This is a genomic window from Bradyrhizobium sp. B097, assembly GCF_038957035.1.
GTDB lineage: Bacteria > Pseudomonadota > Alphaproteobacteria > Rhizobiales > Xanthobacteraceae > Bradyrhizobium.
This window is the reverse complement of sequence record NZ_CP152412.1, coordinates 6,708,384-6,722,319: the sequence shown is the minus strand read 5'-3', so window position 1 is coordinate 6,722,319 and position 13,936 is coordinate 6,708,384. Positions and strand designations below refer to the sequence as shown.

13 protein-coding genes are annotated in these 13,936 nt (G+C 58.3%); 12 read left to right on the top strand and 1 reads right to left on the bottom strand.

Annotated features, from left to right (window positions below; genetic code table 11):
* Positions 1-688 precede the first annotated feature (688 nt).
* Positions 689-1,462, top strand: a complete 774-nt coding sequence (locus AAFG07_RS31020) for a hypothetical protein (protein WP_342723544.1) — start codon at positions 689-691, stop codon at positions 1,460-1,462.
* A gap of 24 nt (positions 1,463-1,486) precedes the next feature.
* On the opposite strand, the gene AAFG07_RS31015 is transcribed toward AAFG07_RS31020, so the two are convergent.
* Positions 1,487-2,170, bottom strand: a complete 684-nt coding sequence (locus AAFG07_RS31015; protein WP_342723543.1) for a hypothetical protein — start codon at positions 2,168-2,170, stop codon at positions 1,487-1,489.
* Positions 2,171-2,719: 549 nt separating this feature from the next.
* On the opposite strand from AAFG07_RS31015, the gene AAFG07_RS31010 reads away from it, so the two are divergent.
* From AAFG07_RS31010 to AAFG07_RS30960, 11 genes are all read left to right on the top strand, one after another.
* Positions 2,720-3,364, top strand: coding sequence for a hypothetical protein (locus tag AAFG07_RS31010; protein WP_342723542.1), 645 nt, complete (start codon positions 2,720-2,722; stop codon positions 3,362-3,364).
* A 143-nt stretch (positions 3,365-3,507) separates the two neighbouring features.
* On the top strand, positions 3,508-4,524 hold the full coding sequence (locus AAFG07_RS31005; RefSeq protein WP_342723541.1) for an ABC transporter substrate-binding protein: 1,017 nt from the start codon (positions 3,508-3,510) through the stop codon (positions 4,522-4,524).
* Between the two features lie 38 nt (positions 4,525-4,562).
* Entirely contained in the window at positions 4,563-5,336 is a 774-nt protein-coding gene (locus AAFG07_RS31000) for an ABC transporter ATP-binding protein (protein WP_342723540.1), read from the top strand.
* Positions 5,333-6,097, top strand: coding sequence for an ABC transporter permease (locus AAFG07_RS30995; protein WP_342723539.1), 765 nt, complete (start codon positions 5,333-5,335; stop codon positions 6,095-6,097). The genes AAFG07_RS31000 and AAFG07_RS30995 overlap by 4 nt, the downstream gene beginning before the upstream one ends.
* A gap of 30 nt (positions 6,098-6,127) precedes the next feature.
* Complete coding sequence (locus AAFG07_RS30990) at positions 6,128-6,793, top strand: TetR/AcrR family transcriptional regulator (RefSeq protein WP_342723538.1); 666 nt, start codon at positions 6,128-6,130, stop codon at positions 6,791-6,793.
* A gap of 63 nt (positions 6,794-6,856) precedes the next feature.
* Positions 6,857-8,041 (top strand): thiolase family protein, encoded by a 1,185-nt coding sequence (locus AAFG07_RS30985; protein WP_342723537.1) that lies wholly within the window; start codon positions 6,857-6,859, stop codon positions 8,039-8,041.
* 4 nt (positions 8,042-8,045) lie between these two features.
* The gene (locus tag AAFG07_RS30980) at positions 8,046-9,545 is read left to right on the top strand and encodes a pyruvate carboxylase subunit B (RefSeq protein ID WP_342723536.1); all 1,500 of its coding nucleotides are present in this window, start codon (positions 8,046-8,048) and stop codon (positions 9,543-9,545) included.
* On the top strand, positions 9,535-10,047 hold the full coding sequence (locus tag AAFG07_RS30975; protein ID WP_342723535.1) for a biotin/lipoyl-containing protein: 513 nt from the start codon (positions 9,535-9,537) through the stop codon (positions 10,045-10,047). Before AAFG07_RS30980 ends, AAFG07_RS30975 begins: the two co-directional genes overlap by 11 nt.
* Before the next feature lie 9 nt (positions 10,048-10,056).
* Positions 10,057-11,442 carry an acetyl-CoA carboxylase biotin carboxylase subunit gene (locus AAFG07_RS30970; RefSeq protein WP_342723534.1) on the top strand — a complete coding sequence of 462 codons (1,386 nt, stop codon included), beginning with the start codon at positions 10,057-10,059 and terminating at the stop codon, positions 11,440-11,442.
* Positions 11,439-12,992 (top strand): AMP-binding protein, encoded by a 1,554-nt coding sequence (locus AAFG07_RS30965; protein ID WP_342723533.1) that lies wholly within the window; start codon positions 11,439-11,441, stop codon positions 12,990-12,992. Before AAFG07_RS30970 ends, AAFG07_RS30965 begins: the two co-directional genes overlap by 4 nt.
* A 36-nt stretch (positions 12,993-13,028) precedes the next feature.
* Positions 13,029-13,787 carry a glucose 1-dehydrogenase gene (locus AAFG07_RS30960; RefSeq protein WP_342723532.1) on the top strand — a complete coding sequence of 253 codons (759 nt, stop codon included), beginning with the start codon at positions 13,029-13,031 and terminating at the stop codon, positions 13,785-13,787.
* Positions 13,788-13,936 lie beyond the last annotated feature (149 nt).

The window sequence follows — 13,936 nt, the reverse complement described above, 5'->3', positions numbered from 1 at the left end:
GAAGCCCTCGCCTTGAAGACGGGGACAAGGCGACCTAGCCGGGATGACCATGATGATCATGCCGATGATCATCATGATCACCAGCAGCAGCACCAGCAGCACAATCGGCATCAAGATCATCATCATCATCGGCACCGGCGGCATCACCAACACCCGCAGCACCAGCACCTGCTGGCCGATCATCGGCATGCCGATGATCGCCATCACTGCGATTATCGCTAGGCGAAGATCGGATGAGCAACTATATGTCGGGGTGTATCCCCCACGTAGAGTCGCAAGGGACTATCGCCGTAGCTGCATTGAGCAATATTGCACGATGGCGTGCTTGACGTTTGTGCTGGAAGCCGGTCCTCAAACACTCGCGAGATCAACAGCTTAATTGGTCCCCGTAGGTTAACCAACGTCGAGCTCTTGGGCTCACCGCATGGTGAGATCATCAACCGGCGGCGAGCGCGGCCAACCTCGTCAAGCTAAAGAAACCCGCCATGGCCGAAGCCGCTGCCATGCGCCTCAAGGGCTCGGGCTGGCTCCCTCCCGTGCTGCGGCTGCCACCTTTGGCGGTCGCCGCCGAATAGCAGAAAAAGCCGAAGCCGCCCAACCCGGGCGGCTTCGGTTCTTTTTTACAACCCCGACTTGCATCGCGAGGTATTGTCGCCGACATAGAAATGGACCCCGCCGAGGCACCCCCATGTATTACTCCGAAAACGCCCTGAAGATGCTGGCCGACGACTACGCCGCGCTCAACGGCAAGCTTGGCCATCTTCTGGAGAAGTACATCACGCTTACCTTGTCGAACCCCCGGGCGATGGAATTTGCACGGCAAGGCGTGCCGCGCCGCCTCAAAGTCCTCGCCCGCTGCATTATCAACGTGTTTGACAAAATCCCACCCGAACGGGCCGAATTGCCGTCGCGGGACGAATTATCCGACGCAACGATCAACGTGCAGAGTTTCGTGTTCAACGTGTTTGGCGCGGTCGACAATTTAGCATGGGTCTGGATGCACCAGGCCGGGCAAAAACGTCAGGACGGCACGCCGATCCCGGACGGTCATATCGGGCTCGGCCCGAAGAACACCAGCGTTCGCGCTACGCTGTCGCAGGAATTTCAGGATTACCTCGCCACGCTCGATAAGTGGTTCGAGCATCTCGCCGACCTTCGCCACGCGCTCGCCCACCGGATTCCCCTCTACATCCCGCCTTACGTCATCGAAGAAAAAGACCATGCGGCCTATCGGGAATTCGAGGCCAAGATGACCGAGGCCGCGAAGAAGCATGATTTTGCCGAATACGACCGCCTCGCCGGCGAGCAAATGAAACTCGGGCGCTTCCGCCCGTGGGTGCAACATTCATTCGAGGAGAAAGCCAAGCCCATCGTGTTTCACGCGCAGATGCTGGCCGATTTCAATACGGTCGACGAACTTGCCCGTAAGATGCTCGACGAGTTGGCAAAGCCGCGCAGCTGATGACGAAGCTCGTGCGTGCTTGCGTTACTTGATGCGAAAGCCGAAAGGCTGGCGATCCTGATCGCCGATGACGTGGATTTCGCGGAACGGCAATGCGCTGACGGCGGCACGCAACTCATCATGGATGCGGCTCCAGCGCTCCCGAGGCAAGCTGTGCAGCGGCGCTTCGATCAGGAGATCATGGCCGGCATATTTGGGATGATTTTTCTTGGCGAGGCATGCCTTGATGCCGTTGCCGATCGTCGCCAGCGCGCCATCCGAGCTATACATGACGCGGCCCCGCTCCAGCCGTTTCTTATAAAGCGCTTCTGATGCGTCATCGGGCAATCCCAAATACCCCGGGACCATCCCCTTCGTCTCGTTCATTAGTCGGCCCAGCCGTTGCTGCTCGCGGGATTGTGCGACGGTGATCTCCAGCCCCTGTGGCGCCGCGGCAGGGCTGTCTCGCAGCCAGCAATCCGGCACATCGCTGTTGAGCTCGAACCGGATCTCGCCCTTCGCCTTGATGTACGTAATATGGTGGAGAACCGGCACGACTTCGTCGCGAAGCTTCTTCAAGGCGCCGCGCTTGGCGCGGTAATCGGCGATCTCCGCCGCCGACCGTGGGCCGTCGAAATACGACGCCAGCGCTTTTTCAAATTCGTCAAGCGCCATCCACGCCGATAGCCGGGCGTACAGGCCTCCGAGCGGTGTATCGGGGAGGAGCATTTGGACACCTTCTAGCTGCGGCGCAGCAACGCCGTCACGAATCTGTCAACCGTCAGACATCTGCGACAAAGCGTCCAAACCCGGGCCTTCCCAAGGCGGGGGGATAAGCGAGCGGAGCCGCTCGAGGAGCGCCTCTAGGCTGGCCGGCGGCCCGCGCCCCGTCCGTCGCGTGGCAAATGCGAACGAGCTTGTTGAGATTGTTCCCCGACCGCTTGAGCTCGGTATAGAGCAATGGGTCAAGGGTTGGTCCAACCTTCGACGGGGTAGAGGGCTGATCCTTGCCGCCCAAGAGCCGCCAACGCCCGTAATCCACGAGGCGCATGCCGGCACGGCGCGCTTTCCAGTACGCGTCAATGTATTCGGCCTCCGTTAGGCTCAGATTGAGCTGCTGGTCGCGCCTGATTTTCTTGCTCGGTCTTCCCACGTTTCACCTTCGGCAGAGCGCATGCCCCCTCAACCAGCGTTTCGGCTATTCGCAAACGCACCTGGAAAACATCGAAAGGCGAAGCCCGCAGCGGCTTCACCGTCGATTATTTCGACACGCAAGGCGTGCGCCAGCGTAAGCAGTTCGAAACGCGCGGCGAAGCCAACGATTTTCGCATCGAAACCGAAAGCCAGCTTCGCACCGGGACCTACCGGCCCGAAGCGGACAAGGTCCTCGTTGCCGAGTTGGCCGAAGTGTTCCTCGACCATTGCCGCGCCCGCATGGAGCGCGGCGAGCGCATGACGCGCCGTAACTTTCAGGTCTATGAAGGCTATGTCCGCAACTATATCTGTCCAAACGCCGACTGGCACGCCCAGAAGCACACCAAGCCACACCACCAGTTTCAGGCTTTCGAGAAAGGCCTCGGGCTTCGCAAGCTCTCGCAACTCACCGTCGGCATGGTCACAAAATTCCGCGACGACCTCCGCGAAGCCGGATTGTCGGTCGCCACCACCCGCAAGATCATCGCCATGCTGCAAGTCATGCTGGCCTATGGCATCTCGCTGGACCTGATCGCGGTCAACGCCGCCGAGGGCGTCCGCGTCATTGGTCGGCGCGGTGACACGCGTGTGTTTCGAAGGACTGCGATCAACTCGCGCGGAAGTGCCTTCGAGCAACGATACCGGCTTGATGGTGGCTTAAGTTCAGTTTTTCTGCAGGATAACTTCATATTAGCAATTTCGAGGCGGCGTGATCCTGTGCGGCGTTAAAGCGCAAAAAAAACGTTCAAAAAGAGCTTGACGTTTGCCGCGTGCCCGCCGAAGTTCCAGGAAATAGAATTAGAATACTAATTCTGGTCTGCCGGCAACCTCTGTGGTTTCGAGCTGCCGGCTAAAATGGGAGGGAAGTCTCGATGGGGAGCAGTCGTTGCAAATGGCCGGCCGTCGCGCTTTTTTCTTTGGCGGTTCAGTCGATGTCGCCGGCGCTGTCACAGGACCTCACCGTGGTGCGATACCAGGAGTACCCTGGCTCCAACTTGCACCTGGTGAACTGGGTCATGGTGGAGAAGGGCTTCTGCGAGAAGGAGGGACTGAGGTGTGAACCCATTCTGCTCGCCAATGGGCCGCTTGCGCAGAAAGCGGTCGCTGCGGGAAGCGTCGACCTCATTCTAAGCTCGCTCGATGTGATGCTACAAGCGGTCGCCAATGGCAGCGATCTCATGGCTGTCGGGACATTTGCGACCAACAATGTCTACAGCTTTGCGGTTCGCAGTGGCCTCGAAAAGCCTGGTGCGGGATACCCCCAAAACATCGCTGGTCTAAAGGGAATGAAGATCGGCGTTAGCGCGCGCGGCAGTGGTGTGGAGATGTACGCCAAGGATCTCCTTTCAGGCGCGGGGATTGCACCTAACGAGGTCACGTTCGTGGCGGTTGGTGCCGCTGCAACAACCTATGCGGCCTTGGCTGCGGGGCAGATCGATGCTGCAGTGACTTGGGATCCGGTCCCCGCCATGTGTGGCGCTACGGGAAAGTGCTCTATCGCTGTTGATTTGCGAAAAGGCGAGGGGCCGGCCGATCTTGCTGCCATGAACGGCGGTTTTGTGGCGTGGCAGGCCCGTCGCGAATATGTGGCCAAAAACCCAAAAGCGATCGACGCATTTCTGCGAGCGCAAGCCCGAGCGACCAAGTGGATGCGTGAACCGACGAATTTCAATGAGGCTTCAGCCATCGCCACCCGGCACTTCAAGCTAACCGATGACGTTCCGAATAGAGATATCGTGATGGCGGAGATGGTGAAGGGGAGTATCTCGCAAATCGGCAATCACTTTGACCGAAAGGCAATCCCGGCTTTCAACAAATTCCTGATCAAGAACGACGTCTTGAAGACCCCAGTCGACCCGGACAGCATCATCTATCAGAACGCTCCCTGAAAGATGCGACGCAGGGTACCAATACGGGAAGCGAGCAAATGACCACGATACGCCTTGAGCACGTAAGTCATGTTTTTGCCGGGGGCGTACAAGCGGTCACTGACGCTACGCTCAGCATTTCTCCAGGCGAGTTCGTCTCGGTCGTGGGGCCGAGCGGCTGTGGAAAGACGACGCTGCTCAATTTGGTAGCCGGCCTAATAGGACATCAGACAGGGGAGATTAGCGTTGCGGAGCGGTCGCCCAAGGCCGGTCGTCATGATGTCGCCTATATGCTCGCAAGAGACAGTCTCTTCCCTTGGCGAACCGCACTGCACAACGTCATGCTGGCAGGGGAATTTCGGGGGGTGCCCAGAGGGCGGCGTGAGAAGCGTGCGCGAGAGTTTCTCGAGAATGTCGGTCTGTCGGGGTTCGAGGGCGCCTATCCCAAAGCGCTATCGCACGGAATGCGACAGCGGGTAGCTCTCGCACGTACATTTTCGATGGAATCGTCCATTCTTTTGATGGACGAGCCTTTCGGTGCCCTGGATGCGCAGACCAAACTCCAGCTCGAGGAGGTGCTGCTGGATCTGTGGTCGCTTGAAAAGCGAACCGTTATCTTCATCACACATGACCTCAATGAGGCCGTAACCCTTTCCGATCGCGTTGTCGTCATGTCGGCTCGACCGGGTCGAATTATCGCGGACATTCCCATCGCGCTCCCTCGGCCCCGCTCCGTGCGCGGGCTCCAGAAGGATCCGCGGTACCACGAGATTTACGCTGAAGTCTGGGCTTGTCTGGAACAGGCGCTGGTATCCGCGGAGCGGCCTCGATGAAGTCCCTCAAAGTCGACTTGGGCGTGTTAGCCGCCCAACTTGTGTTTGTCGTGGTCTTCCTGGGGGTCTGGGAGTGGGTCGCTGTCAACCGTATCGTGGATCCTATTTTCATTGGCCGACCCACAAAGATCATGGAGCATTTGTTCAACGCTCTCTTTGTTGAGCGGGATCTTCTGAAGGATACCGCTTGGACAATGTGGGCGACGCTGATTGCATTCGCGATGGGTAGCGTCGCTGGCGTCGCTTTCGGTTTGATCTTCTCAGTCTGGTCTTGGTGCGAGCGGTTCTTCAATCCGCTCTTCACAGCGCTCAACGCGTTGCCGCGCATTGCACTCGCGCCACTCTTCATTCTCTGGTTCGGTCTTGGAACGGGTTCGAAGGTTGCCTTGGGATTCTCGTTGACCTTTTTCATCGTACTTAGCAATACCGTTGCCGGAGCTAGAAGCGTGGACCAGGATTGGCTGGTGCTAAGCCGCATGTTGGGGGCGAAGAGAGCACAGATTTTCTGGAAGGTGACACTGGTAAGTGCCGTGCCGACGATCTTCTCAGGGCTGCGCCTCGGCCTGATCTATGCGCTTCTCGGTGTCGTCGGCTCGGAAATCATCGCCTCGCAAAATGGCCTTGGGCAACAACTCACGTATCTCGCCGGTACCTTCAATACCAATGGCGTCTTTGCCGTCCTAATTTTCATGTCTTTCCTGGGAATTCTCCTGACATGGATCATGGACCAAGTTGAGCGCTACCTCTTGCGCTGGCGCTGATGCTTGCGTGTGGAAAGGAATGTTCAGATTATGACCTTTGGTGATGCGCAAGGACGGTTGCAGCGGAAGCCGCAAAACCCAGCAGGCGTGATGCCGGCGCAACAGGCGCGATCGGAAGCGACGATGCGTGCGCTGATGGAGGCTGGTCGGTTAGCGTTCAATGTGAGAGATTATGATCAGGTAACGATCGAGGATATTGCCGCTGAAGCTGGCTCGTCTGTTGGCTCGTTTTACAGCCGCTTCGAAAGCAAAGAGGTCTTCTTCGACTACGTGCAGGAGACCATACTTGCCGAAGAGCTCGATATTCTAGCCTCTCTCTTGGATAGGCTCACCAACACTGGTGCCGGAAAAGCTGAGTTTCTAAGTGAGCTGTCGCGCTTCTGGGTCGGCGTCTTTCGTAAGCACAGAGGCATCTACAAGACGGCATGTCGGTATACCGCCCGGGGTGCCGATCAATGGACGCCCTTCAGAAAGTCTGGCCACACGTCTGCGGGGATGGTGGCCAACGCGCTTGCTCCGCAATTGGCGGGACGCAACAAGGCAGCTCGGGACCAGGAAGTCCGTGAAGCCCTTCAGGTGGTCAACGGATTATTGGTGAACGCAATCCTGAACGAGCCGGGACCCGTCTCGCTTGACGATCAGCGGATGGAAAGGAGCGTCGTCAAGATACTACAGGCGTTTCTCAACTTTCGCTGAGGTAAGAGTTCAGCAATAGGATCGCGGGTCGCAGCGACGAAGTGACCAACAGAGACAGATGCCATGACTAAGATCGTAGTCGCAGAAGCGCGGCGAACGCCATTTGGGAAGTTTGGCGGAGCTTTGCGTCGCTGTAGTTCGGTGGACCTCGGCGCGCGAGTCGTAAAGGCGGTGCTGGAGAGATCGGGGGTCGCCCCCGAGGCGGTCAGCGAGACGCTTTTCGGGTCGGCAATACTCGCTGGCGCGACACCAGTCGTCGCACGTCAAATCAACTTTCATGCGGGTATTCCGGACACAACGCCGTCAATGACCCTGGACCGCGCGTGCTGCTCATCAATGAGTTGTGTCGGTCTCGGAGTGCTGAAGATCCGGGCCGGGGATGCATCTGTTGTGATCGCGGGCGGTGCCGACAGTTCGAGCCAGACGCCCTATCTGCTGAAGGATATCCGGTGGGAGCGTCGTAACGGAAACTTGCGGATGGACGATCCCATGCAATTCAAGAATCCAATCACCAATCGGCCGCTCGCCACTGTCACAGGCGAGATGGCCTTGAAGTATCAAGTTTCTAGAGAAGAACAGGATGAGTGGGCGGTCGCGAGCCACGAAAAGTACTTCCAAGCTTTTGACGCGGGCTTCTATGAGGACGAACTCGTTCCGATGGATGGGGATTCATCCAACGACGAAGTCTTGCGCATTGACGAATCTCCACGGCGGACGGTGTCGCTGGAAGTCATTGCCCGTCTACCGACCGTATACGGTAGTGCGACCGTCACCGCGGGTAATGCGCCTGGTCTGAACGATGGGGCATCGGCGATACTCCTAGCCTCCGATATCGAGGCGGGTCGCCTTGGCATGTATCGCTTGGCGGAAGTTGTTAGCTACGTCCAACTCTCGGGAGATCTCGAGTCATCAGTGTATATGCCAGGTAACGCGATCAGAAAGGGACTACGCGACGCTAACCTTGCCTTGAGCGATCTAAAGAGAATCGAAATCAATGAGGCATTTGCGGCGATGCCCCTGGTTTCCACCAAAACAATGGCTGAGAGCGATGTCGCGCTAACGAGTAAGCTCCGCTCGATTACGAACGTTAATGGAGGGGCTGTCGCGATTGGACATCCGCCCGGGGCGAGCGGAGCACGGGTTATAATGTCGCTGGTTCGCGAACTGCGCCGTGGGGGAGGCGGGTATGGCGCCGCCGCCATTTGCGGCGGCTTCGGGCAAGCAGACGCAGTGATTGTGAAAGTGTGAAGCCATGGTCGGTATCGTAGATGAGACGCTGCGGGATGGTCCGCAGTCACTTTGGGCAACCCGTATGAGCACCGGCTCGATGCTGGGTGCAACCGATACGATCGGAGGAAGCGGTTTCAGAAAGGTATGCGTCACGTCGGGTGCCGCCTTTGAGACCGCGGTGAAATTCCTGGCTGAGAACCCGTGGGATCGACTGCGTTTGCTGCAGACCTACATGCCGAACATGAGCCTCGACGTTCTTGTGCGAAGCCGCAATCTATTCGGGTGGTCCCACTATTCAGATGATGTCGTGCAGCTGGTATTTCGCTGCCTGCGCGACGTTGGCGTCGAGTGGGTCAAGATATTCGACGGCCTAAATGATATGCGCAACATCGAGGCGCATTTTCGGATTGCCAGATCTCTGGGCCTGAAGTCATCCGGCATCATCGCGTTCACCGAAAGTCCTGTGCATACGGACGAGTATTTCGTCAAGAAGGCGCGCGAGTTGGTGAGCTATGACGTCGATTCCATCACGCTGGGAGACGCCAGCGGCATTCTGACCGGCCCGCGCGCGAAATCACTGCTGGCCGCACTTCGGAGCGCGGTGGGCCCTGGAGTGCCGATTGAATTCGTCGCGCATCATACGATGGGACTTGCCCATGCGTCCTACCGCGAAGCGTTGATTGCTGGTGTGGATACCGTTGCGACGGCTAGTACGCCGCTGGCGAACGGCGAATCTGTTCCGAGTACCTTGGATGTCATGAAAATCGCGGAGGAGCTCGGTCTTGATACCGGACTTGACCGCGAGGCGGTCAGGTGCACTGACGACTATTTTTATTGGGTTGCGCACATCGAGAACCGGGCCGTCGCCGGTCCGTTCGCATTCGACGCAGAGCGCTATAGGAAGTTCATCGAACATCAGATCCCCGGCGGCATGATGTCGAACTTCAGGAACCAGCTGCTCGAACTGGGTCTGCTCTCTCGACTTGATGAGGTGCTGGAAGAAGCTGGACGGATTCGCCGGGAACTTGGCTATCCCATCATGGTGACGCCGTTCTCTCAGTTCGTGGGGGTGCAGGCTACAATGAACGTTATCCAACGGGAGCGGTACAGGACGATTCCACAGGAGCTGCGCCTATATGTCATGGGGCGCTACGGTGCCGCTCCAGCGCCTATCGATGCGGAGGTGTTGGATCGCGTTCTCGGTGGGCGCACCCTGGAAGAGCACAGCGCGCCGGAGGTCGCCTTCGAGCGGCCGATGCTTGAAGAGTTTCGGCGCGACGCGGGGCCGTTCAGGTCGGACGAGGAACTTCTGCTCCATATGTTCTACGGCCGTGAACACGTTGAAGCGCTGCCGGCTCGGGGGACTGATCAGTACACACGTCCTTTCGTGGATCGACCCCTGGTGGCGCTGGTAAAGGAATTGCTCAAGGAGCCGCGCCTTCGGTCCGTGCGCGTTCAGAAAAAGTCCTTCAAGCTCGACATGACTTTCGCATCCGAATCGGAGGCCGGGAATGAACAATGATCTTCACGAAATCCGGTACTCCATGACCTATCGGGATGCTGTTCGCATTTTAGAGCTGGTCAAGAGCTCAACTGAACTAACCTCATTGAGCTTCGAGTGCGGAGACCTGAAGCTGGCGGTGGAGCGTAGCTCCGAGCGGGCGGCGCGAGCGCCGGCACAGAAGCGTGGGCCAGATCCCGTGGCGCCGGCATCTCCATCAGCCGAAGCGAGTGTCCCACGGGCGAGGAATTCCACGTCAGAGGTGCGGGCGGAGGACGAGCAGTTCGTCACAATTCGCGCGCCTCTCCTCGGGACGTTCTACTGTACCTCGGCGCCAGGCGAGCCGCCTTATGTCGTCGTTGGTCAAAGGATCTCAGCCGACGACACGATTGGGCTGATTGAGGTGATGAAGTTGTTCACGTCTGTCAGTGCCGGCGTCAACGGCATCGTCGAGGAGATCGTGGCGGTGCACGGCGAAATGGTCGAGTACGACCAGCCTCTCGTGCGTGTCAGACCGAAGTAGAGACGGTCAATGAGCACATTTCAGCGAATCTTTATCGCCAACCGAGGCGAAATCGCGGTGCGGATCATCAGGGCTTGCCGCGCGCTCGGCATCGAAACGGTGATCGGAGTATCGTCGGCCGACCGCGACGCGCTTGGGACTCGTCTGGCCGACCGAGCGGTGTGCATTGGCCCCGCCAGCGCTGGAAGCAGCTATCTCCGTGCGGATACGATCGTGACAGCCGCAAAATTGACTGCGTGTCAGGCGCTGCACCCTGGATACGGATTCCTGTCCGAACGTGCATCGCTGCAACGCCTGTGCGCGGAGAATGACATCGTGTTCATCGGGCCGTCAGCAGAGGCTATTGAGGCGATGGGTGACAAGTTGAGCGCGATCGCGCTGGCGGAGAGGGCGGGTGTTCCGATCATCCCAGGTTCGAGACAGCTCGAAACGCTGGATGCGGCTCACGCGGCGGCCCAGTCGATTGGCTGGCCGTGCCTTATCAAGGCTAGCGCAGGCGGCGGAGGCCGCGGCATGAGAGTGGTACGCAACCAAAGCGATCTTCCTGCGGCATATGACAGCGCGAAAGTCGAAGCAAAGAGTGCCTTCGGCGATGGTACCGTATATCTTGAACGCTTCATCGAGAACGCAAAGCATATCGAGGTGCAAATCATCGCTGACACCCACGGCAATGTGTGCCACCTGTTCGAGCGCGATTGCAGCGTCCAGCGTCGACACCAAAAGCTGATCGAGGAGGCACCCGCAATCGCGCTCTCCAGCGAAATGCGAGATGCGATGACCGCCGCGGCCGTTCAACTCGCACGTCAGTGCAACTACACCAATGCCGGCACGGTCGAATTCGTGTATGACATGGACAAGAGGGAGTTCTTCTTCCTCGAGATGAATTCACGGATTCAGGTCGAACATCCGGTTACCGAGATGGTCACAGGCATCGACCTCGTGCAAGAGCAAATTCGCGTCGCGCAGGGCGAGCCCCTTTCATTCCGTCAAGCGGATGTGCAGATCAGCGGTCACGCCATCGAGTGCCGCATCAATGCAGAGGATGTCGCATCGGGGTTCCGGCCATCCCCAGGTCGCATAACCCGTTGGTGTCCCCCGTCAGGAGAAGAAATCCGCGTTGAGACGCACTGCACCGAGGGGTACGCGGTACCGCACTGCTACGATTCCATGATCGCCAAATTGGTTGTGTGGGGCAGCGATCGTTCGGCAGCCATAAGGCAAGCGTCCGAAGCCCTGCGCAGCTTCGATGTCGGCGGCATCTCGACGACCATAGCATTTGATGAGGCGATACTACGGGCGCAACAGTTTCGTGCAGGAGCTGTAACCACTCGCTGGGTGGAGGCGCTGTTCTTGCCAACGTGGATATCCGGCGAAGCGAGCGGAGCAACAAAATGAATCTGATCGACTTCTTCGACCGGGGTGTTGATTCCTATCCCGAGCGAACGGCTCTCATCTTTGAGGAAAGAAGGTGGACCTATCGTGAGCTGAATGAGCTCGCAACGCGCGCCGCTCACGGCTTGAGGTCATTGGGCGTCGAGCGCGAGACGAAATGTGCGGTGCTAAGTCGTAACGACCCCATGGCGATGGTCGTGCTTCTCGGCATTCTAAAAGCGCGCGGAGCGTGGACGCCGCTTCATACTGCGGACGGCGACGAGCGCATCTTGGAGATGGTCCAGCTCTTCGATGTCGAGGTGCTCTTCTACCAAAAGGAGTTCGAGCGGATCGTCCAACTCGTCCGAGAGACAAATCCGGCAGTCAAGGAATTCATCTGCATCGATGGTAAAAGTGCTTCAGCGTACGATCTCGCCGCTTGGCTCGAGACACAGCCGGTCGATCGTATTGTGTTGCCGTGGGATCCAGACGCCGTATGCATGTTACGTGGCACGGGAGGGACAACGGGACGGCCGAAGGGGGTCATGAATACCAATCGCAATTTTGAAACCGCGATCGCGAATTATAGGGCAAACCTCCGCTTCGAGGATGCTCCTATTTTCCTGGCGACCGCGCCCCTATCGCATGCGGCCGGAATTCTGGCGCTCGTCGTAATCGCCTTCGCGGGTACGACGGTAATTCAGCGGAAGTTCGATGTCCGAGAGGTCATGCGCGGTATCGGAAGGCATCGGGCGTCAATGCTCTATCTACCTCCGACTGCCATCTATATGCTGTTATCTCAGCCAGACGTGCGTGAGCACGATTACTCGTCGCTGAAGTACTTCATCTACGGTGCAGCACCGACATCCTCGGCTAAATTGCGCGAGGCCATCGAAGTCTTTGGGCCGGTCATGACCCAAGGATACGGTCAGACGGAGGTTCCATCCTCCGTGACGTTCATGAGTCCTTCGGATCATTTCCGGGCGGACGGTTCGATCAATGAGGAACGGCTCCTCAGTTGTGGTCGGCAATCACCGTTTGTCCGCGTTGAACTCATGGATGACGACGGAAATATAGTCCCGCCTGGTGAAACGGGCGAGATCGTGGTGCGGGGCGGTCTGGTGATGAAGGGTTATTACAAGAACCCGGAAGCAACCGAGGAATCCTTCCGTTACGAGTGGCATCACACGGGAGATATCGCATATCAGGACGCAGATGGCTTTATCTACATTTGCGACCGCAAGAAGGACATGATCATCACCGGCGGTTTCAATGTGTATCCGCTCGAGGTGGAGCAGGTCATTATGAGCCACGCAAGCGTACAGGATTGCGCTGTAATTGGTGTTCCGGACGAGCGTTGGGGTGAGTCGATCAAGGCAGTCGTCGAGGTCAAGCTTGGCATGGTTGTGACCGATGACGAACTCATCGCGCTTTGCAAGGAACGGATCGGAAGCGTGAAGGCCCCGAAGTCGATAGAGTTTGTGACATCGTTGCCGCGCAGCGCGGTCGGGAAGGTCATGCGGAGCGAGGTTCGCAAGGGTTATTGGGACGGACAGAAGCGCATGGTTTCGTAGCGCACGGAATGTGGGTGATTGGTGGAGAGAGGCTGGATGGCGTTCACCGGGAAAGCAGCGCTTGTTACGGGAGGCGCTTCTGGCATTGGACTTGCGTGCGTTCAACGCCTGGTCGGTGGCGGCGCAAGTGTGGCTGTGATCGACCAACGGATGACGGCGGAGTTAGCAGAATTGACCGCGCAGGAAGCGCGGGTGCTGCAGTTCGAAGCTGACGTTTCAGACCAAGAGAAGCTGAAGTCGACGATCGACCAGGCGATCGAGAAAATGGGACGCTTGGACGTGATCATAAACAGTGCGGGTGTGATCGCACGTGGGAATCTCGAAGAGACTTCGGTGGAAGAGTGGCACCGGATCATCGACATCGATCTCTCGTCCATATTCTATTCCACCAAGGCCGCGTTTGTCAGCCTGTGCAGAAGCGGCGCTGGTGCGATCGTAAACGTCGCGTCGGTTGCGGCGTCGCGAGGCGGCGCAAATCCAGCATACGACGCAGCAAAGGGAGGAGTTGTGGCGCTAACACGCCAGATGGCTGGAGAGTTCGCGCCGCGTGGCGTTCGAGTAAACTCAGTCTCGCCTGGATTGACCGCGACTGGATTGAACGCCGAGCTTCGGAAGCAAGGCGCTGACAGCCAGTGGCTACAGAGAATTCCCCTCGGTCGTTATGCTGATCCTCAGGAGGTCGCTGCGGCGTGTGTCTTTCTGGCCTCTGATGATGCATCTTATGTCACTGGGGCCGATTTGGTTGTCGATGGCGGGCTTTCGGCGGTAATCCGGCCGCATCACGGGTACCGGTAGAAGATCGAGCGAGCTCCAACCGCCGCTCCAGAGAGGCATCTGTGGGCACGCGGGACGTTTGTGAGCGCGGAGGCCAACCCTCGGGGGCTTGATCCGCAGACGAGCGGGAGGATCTGCTGGGTCTGCTGGCCCTGTGACTCTTGGCCATG

Excerpts from the sequence above, each read along its gene's own strand:
- AAFG07_RS30980 (WP_342723536.1), top strand. The coding sequence starts at position 8,046 with ATGGTCGGTATCGTAGATGAGACGCTGCGGGATGGTCCGCAGTCACTT.
- AAFG07_RS30975 (WP_342723535.1), top strand. The coding sequence starts at position 9,535 with ATGAACAATGATCTTCACGAAATCCGGTACTCCATGACCTATCGGGAT.
- AAFG07_RS30995 (WP_342723539.1), top strand. The coding sequence starts at position 5,333 with ATGAAGTCCCTCAAAGTCGACTTGGGCGTGTTAGCCGCCCAACTTGTG.
- AAFG07_RS30965 (WP_342723533.1), top strand. The coding sequence starts at position 11,439 with ATGAATCTGATCGACTTCTTCGACCGGGGTGTTGATTCCTATCCCGAG.
- AAFG07_RS31000 (WP_342723540.1), top strand. The coding sequence starts at position 4,563 with ATGACCACGATACGCCTTGAGCACGTAAGTCATGTTTTTGCCGGGGGC.
- AAFG07_RS31015 (WP_342723543.1), bottom strand. The coding sequence starts at position 2,170 with ATGCTCCTCCCCGATACACCGCTCGGAGGCCTGTACGCCCGGCTATCG.
- AAFG07_RS30970 (WP_342723534.1), top strand. The coding sequence starts at position 10,057 with ATGAGCACATTTCAGCGAATCTTTATCGCCAACCGAGGCGAAATCGCG.
- AAFG07_RS30960 (WP_342723532.1), top strand. The coding sequence starts at position 13,029 with ATGGCGTTCACCGGGAAAGCAGCGCTTGTTACGGGAGGCGCTTCTGGC.
- AAFG07_RS30990 (WP_342723538.1), top strand. The coding sequence starts at position 6,128 with ATGACCTTTGGTGATGCGCAAGGACGGTTGCAGCGGAAGCCGCAAAAC.
- AAFG07_RS31005 (WP_342723541.1), top strand. The coding sequence starts at position 3,508 with ATGGGGAGCAGTCGTTGCAAATGGCCGGCCGTCGCGCTTTTTTCTTTG.
- AAFG07_RS31020 (WP_342723544.1), top strand. The coding sequence starts at position 689 with ATGTATTACTCCGAAAACGCCCTGAAGATGCTGGCCGACGACTACGCC.
- AAFG07_RS30985 (WP_342723537.1), top strand. The coding sequence starts at position 6,857 with ATGACTAAGATCGTAGTCGCAGAAGCGCGGCGAACGCCATTTGGGAAG.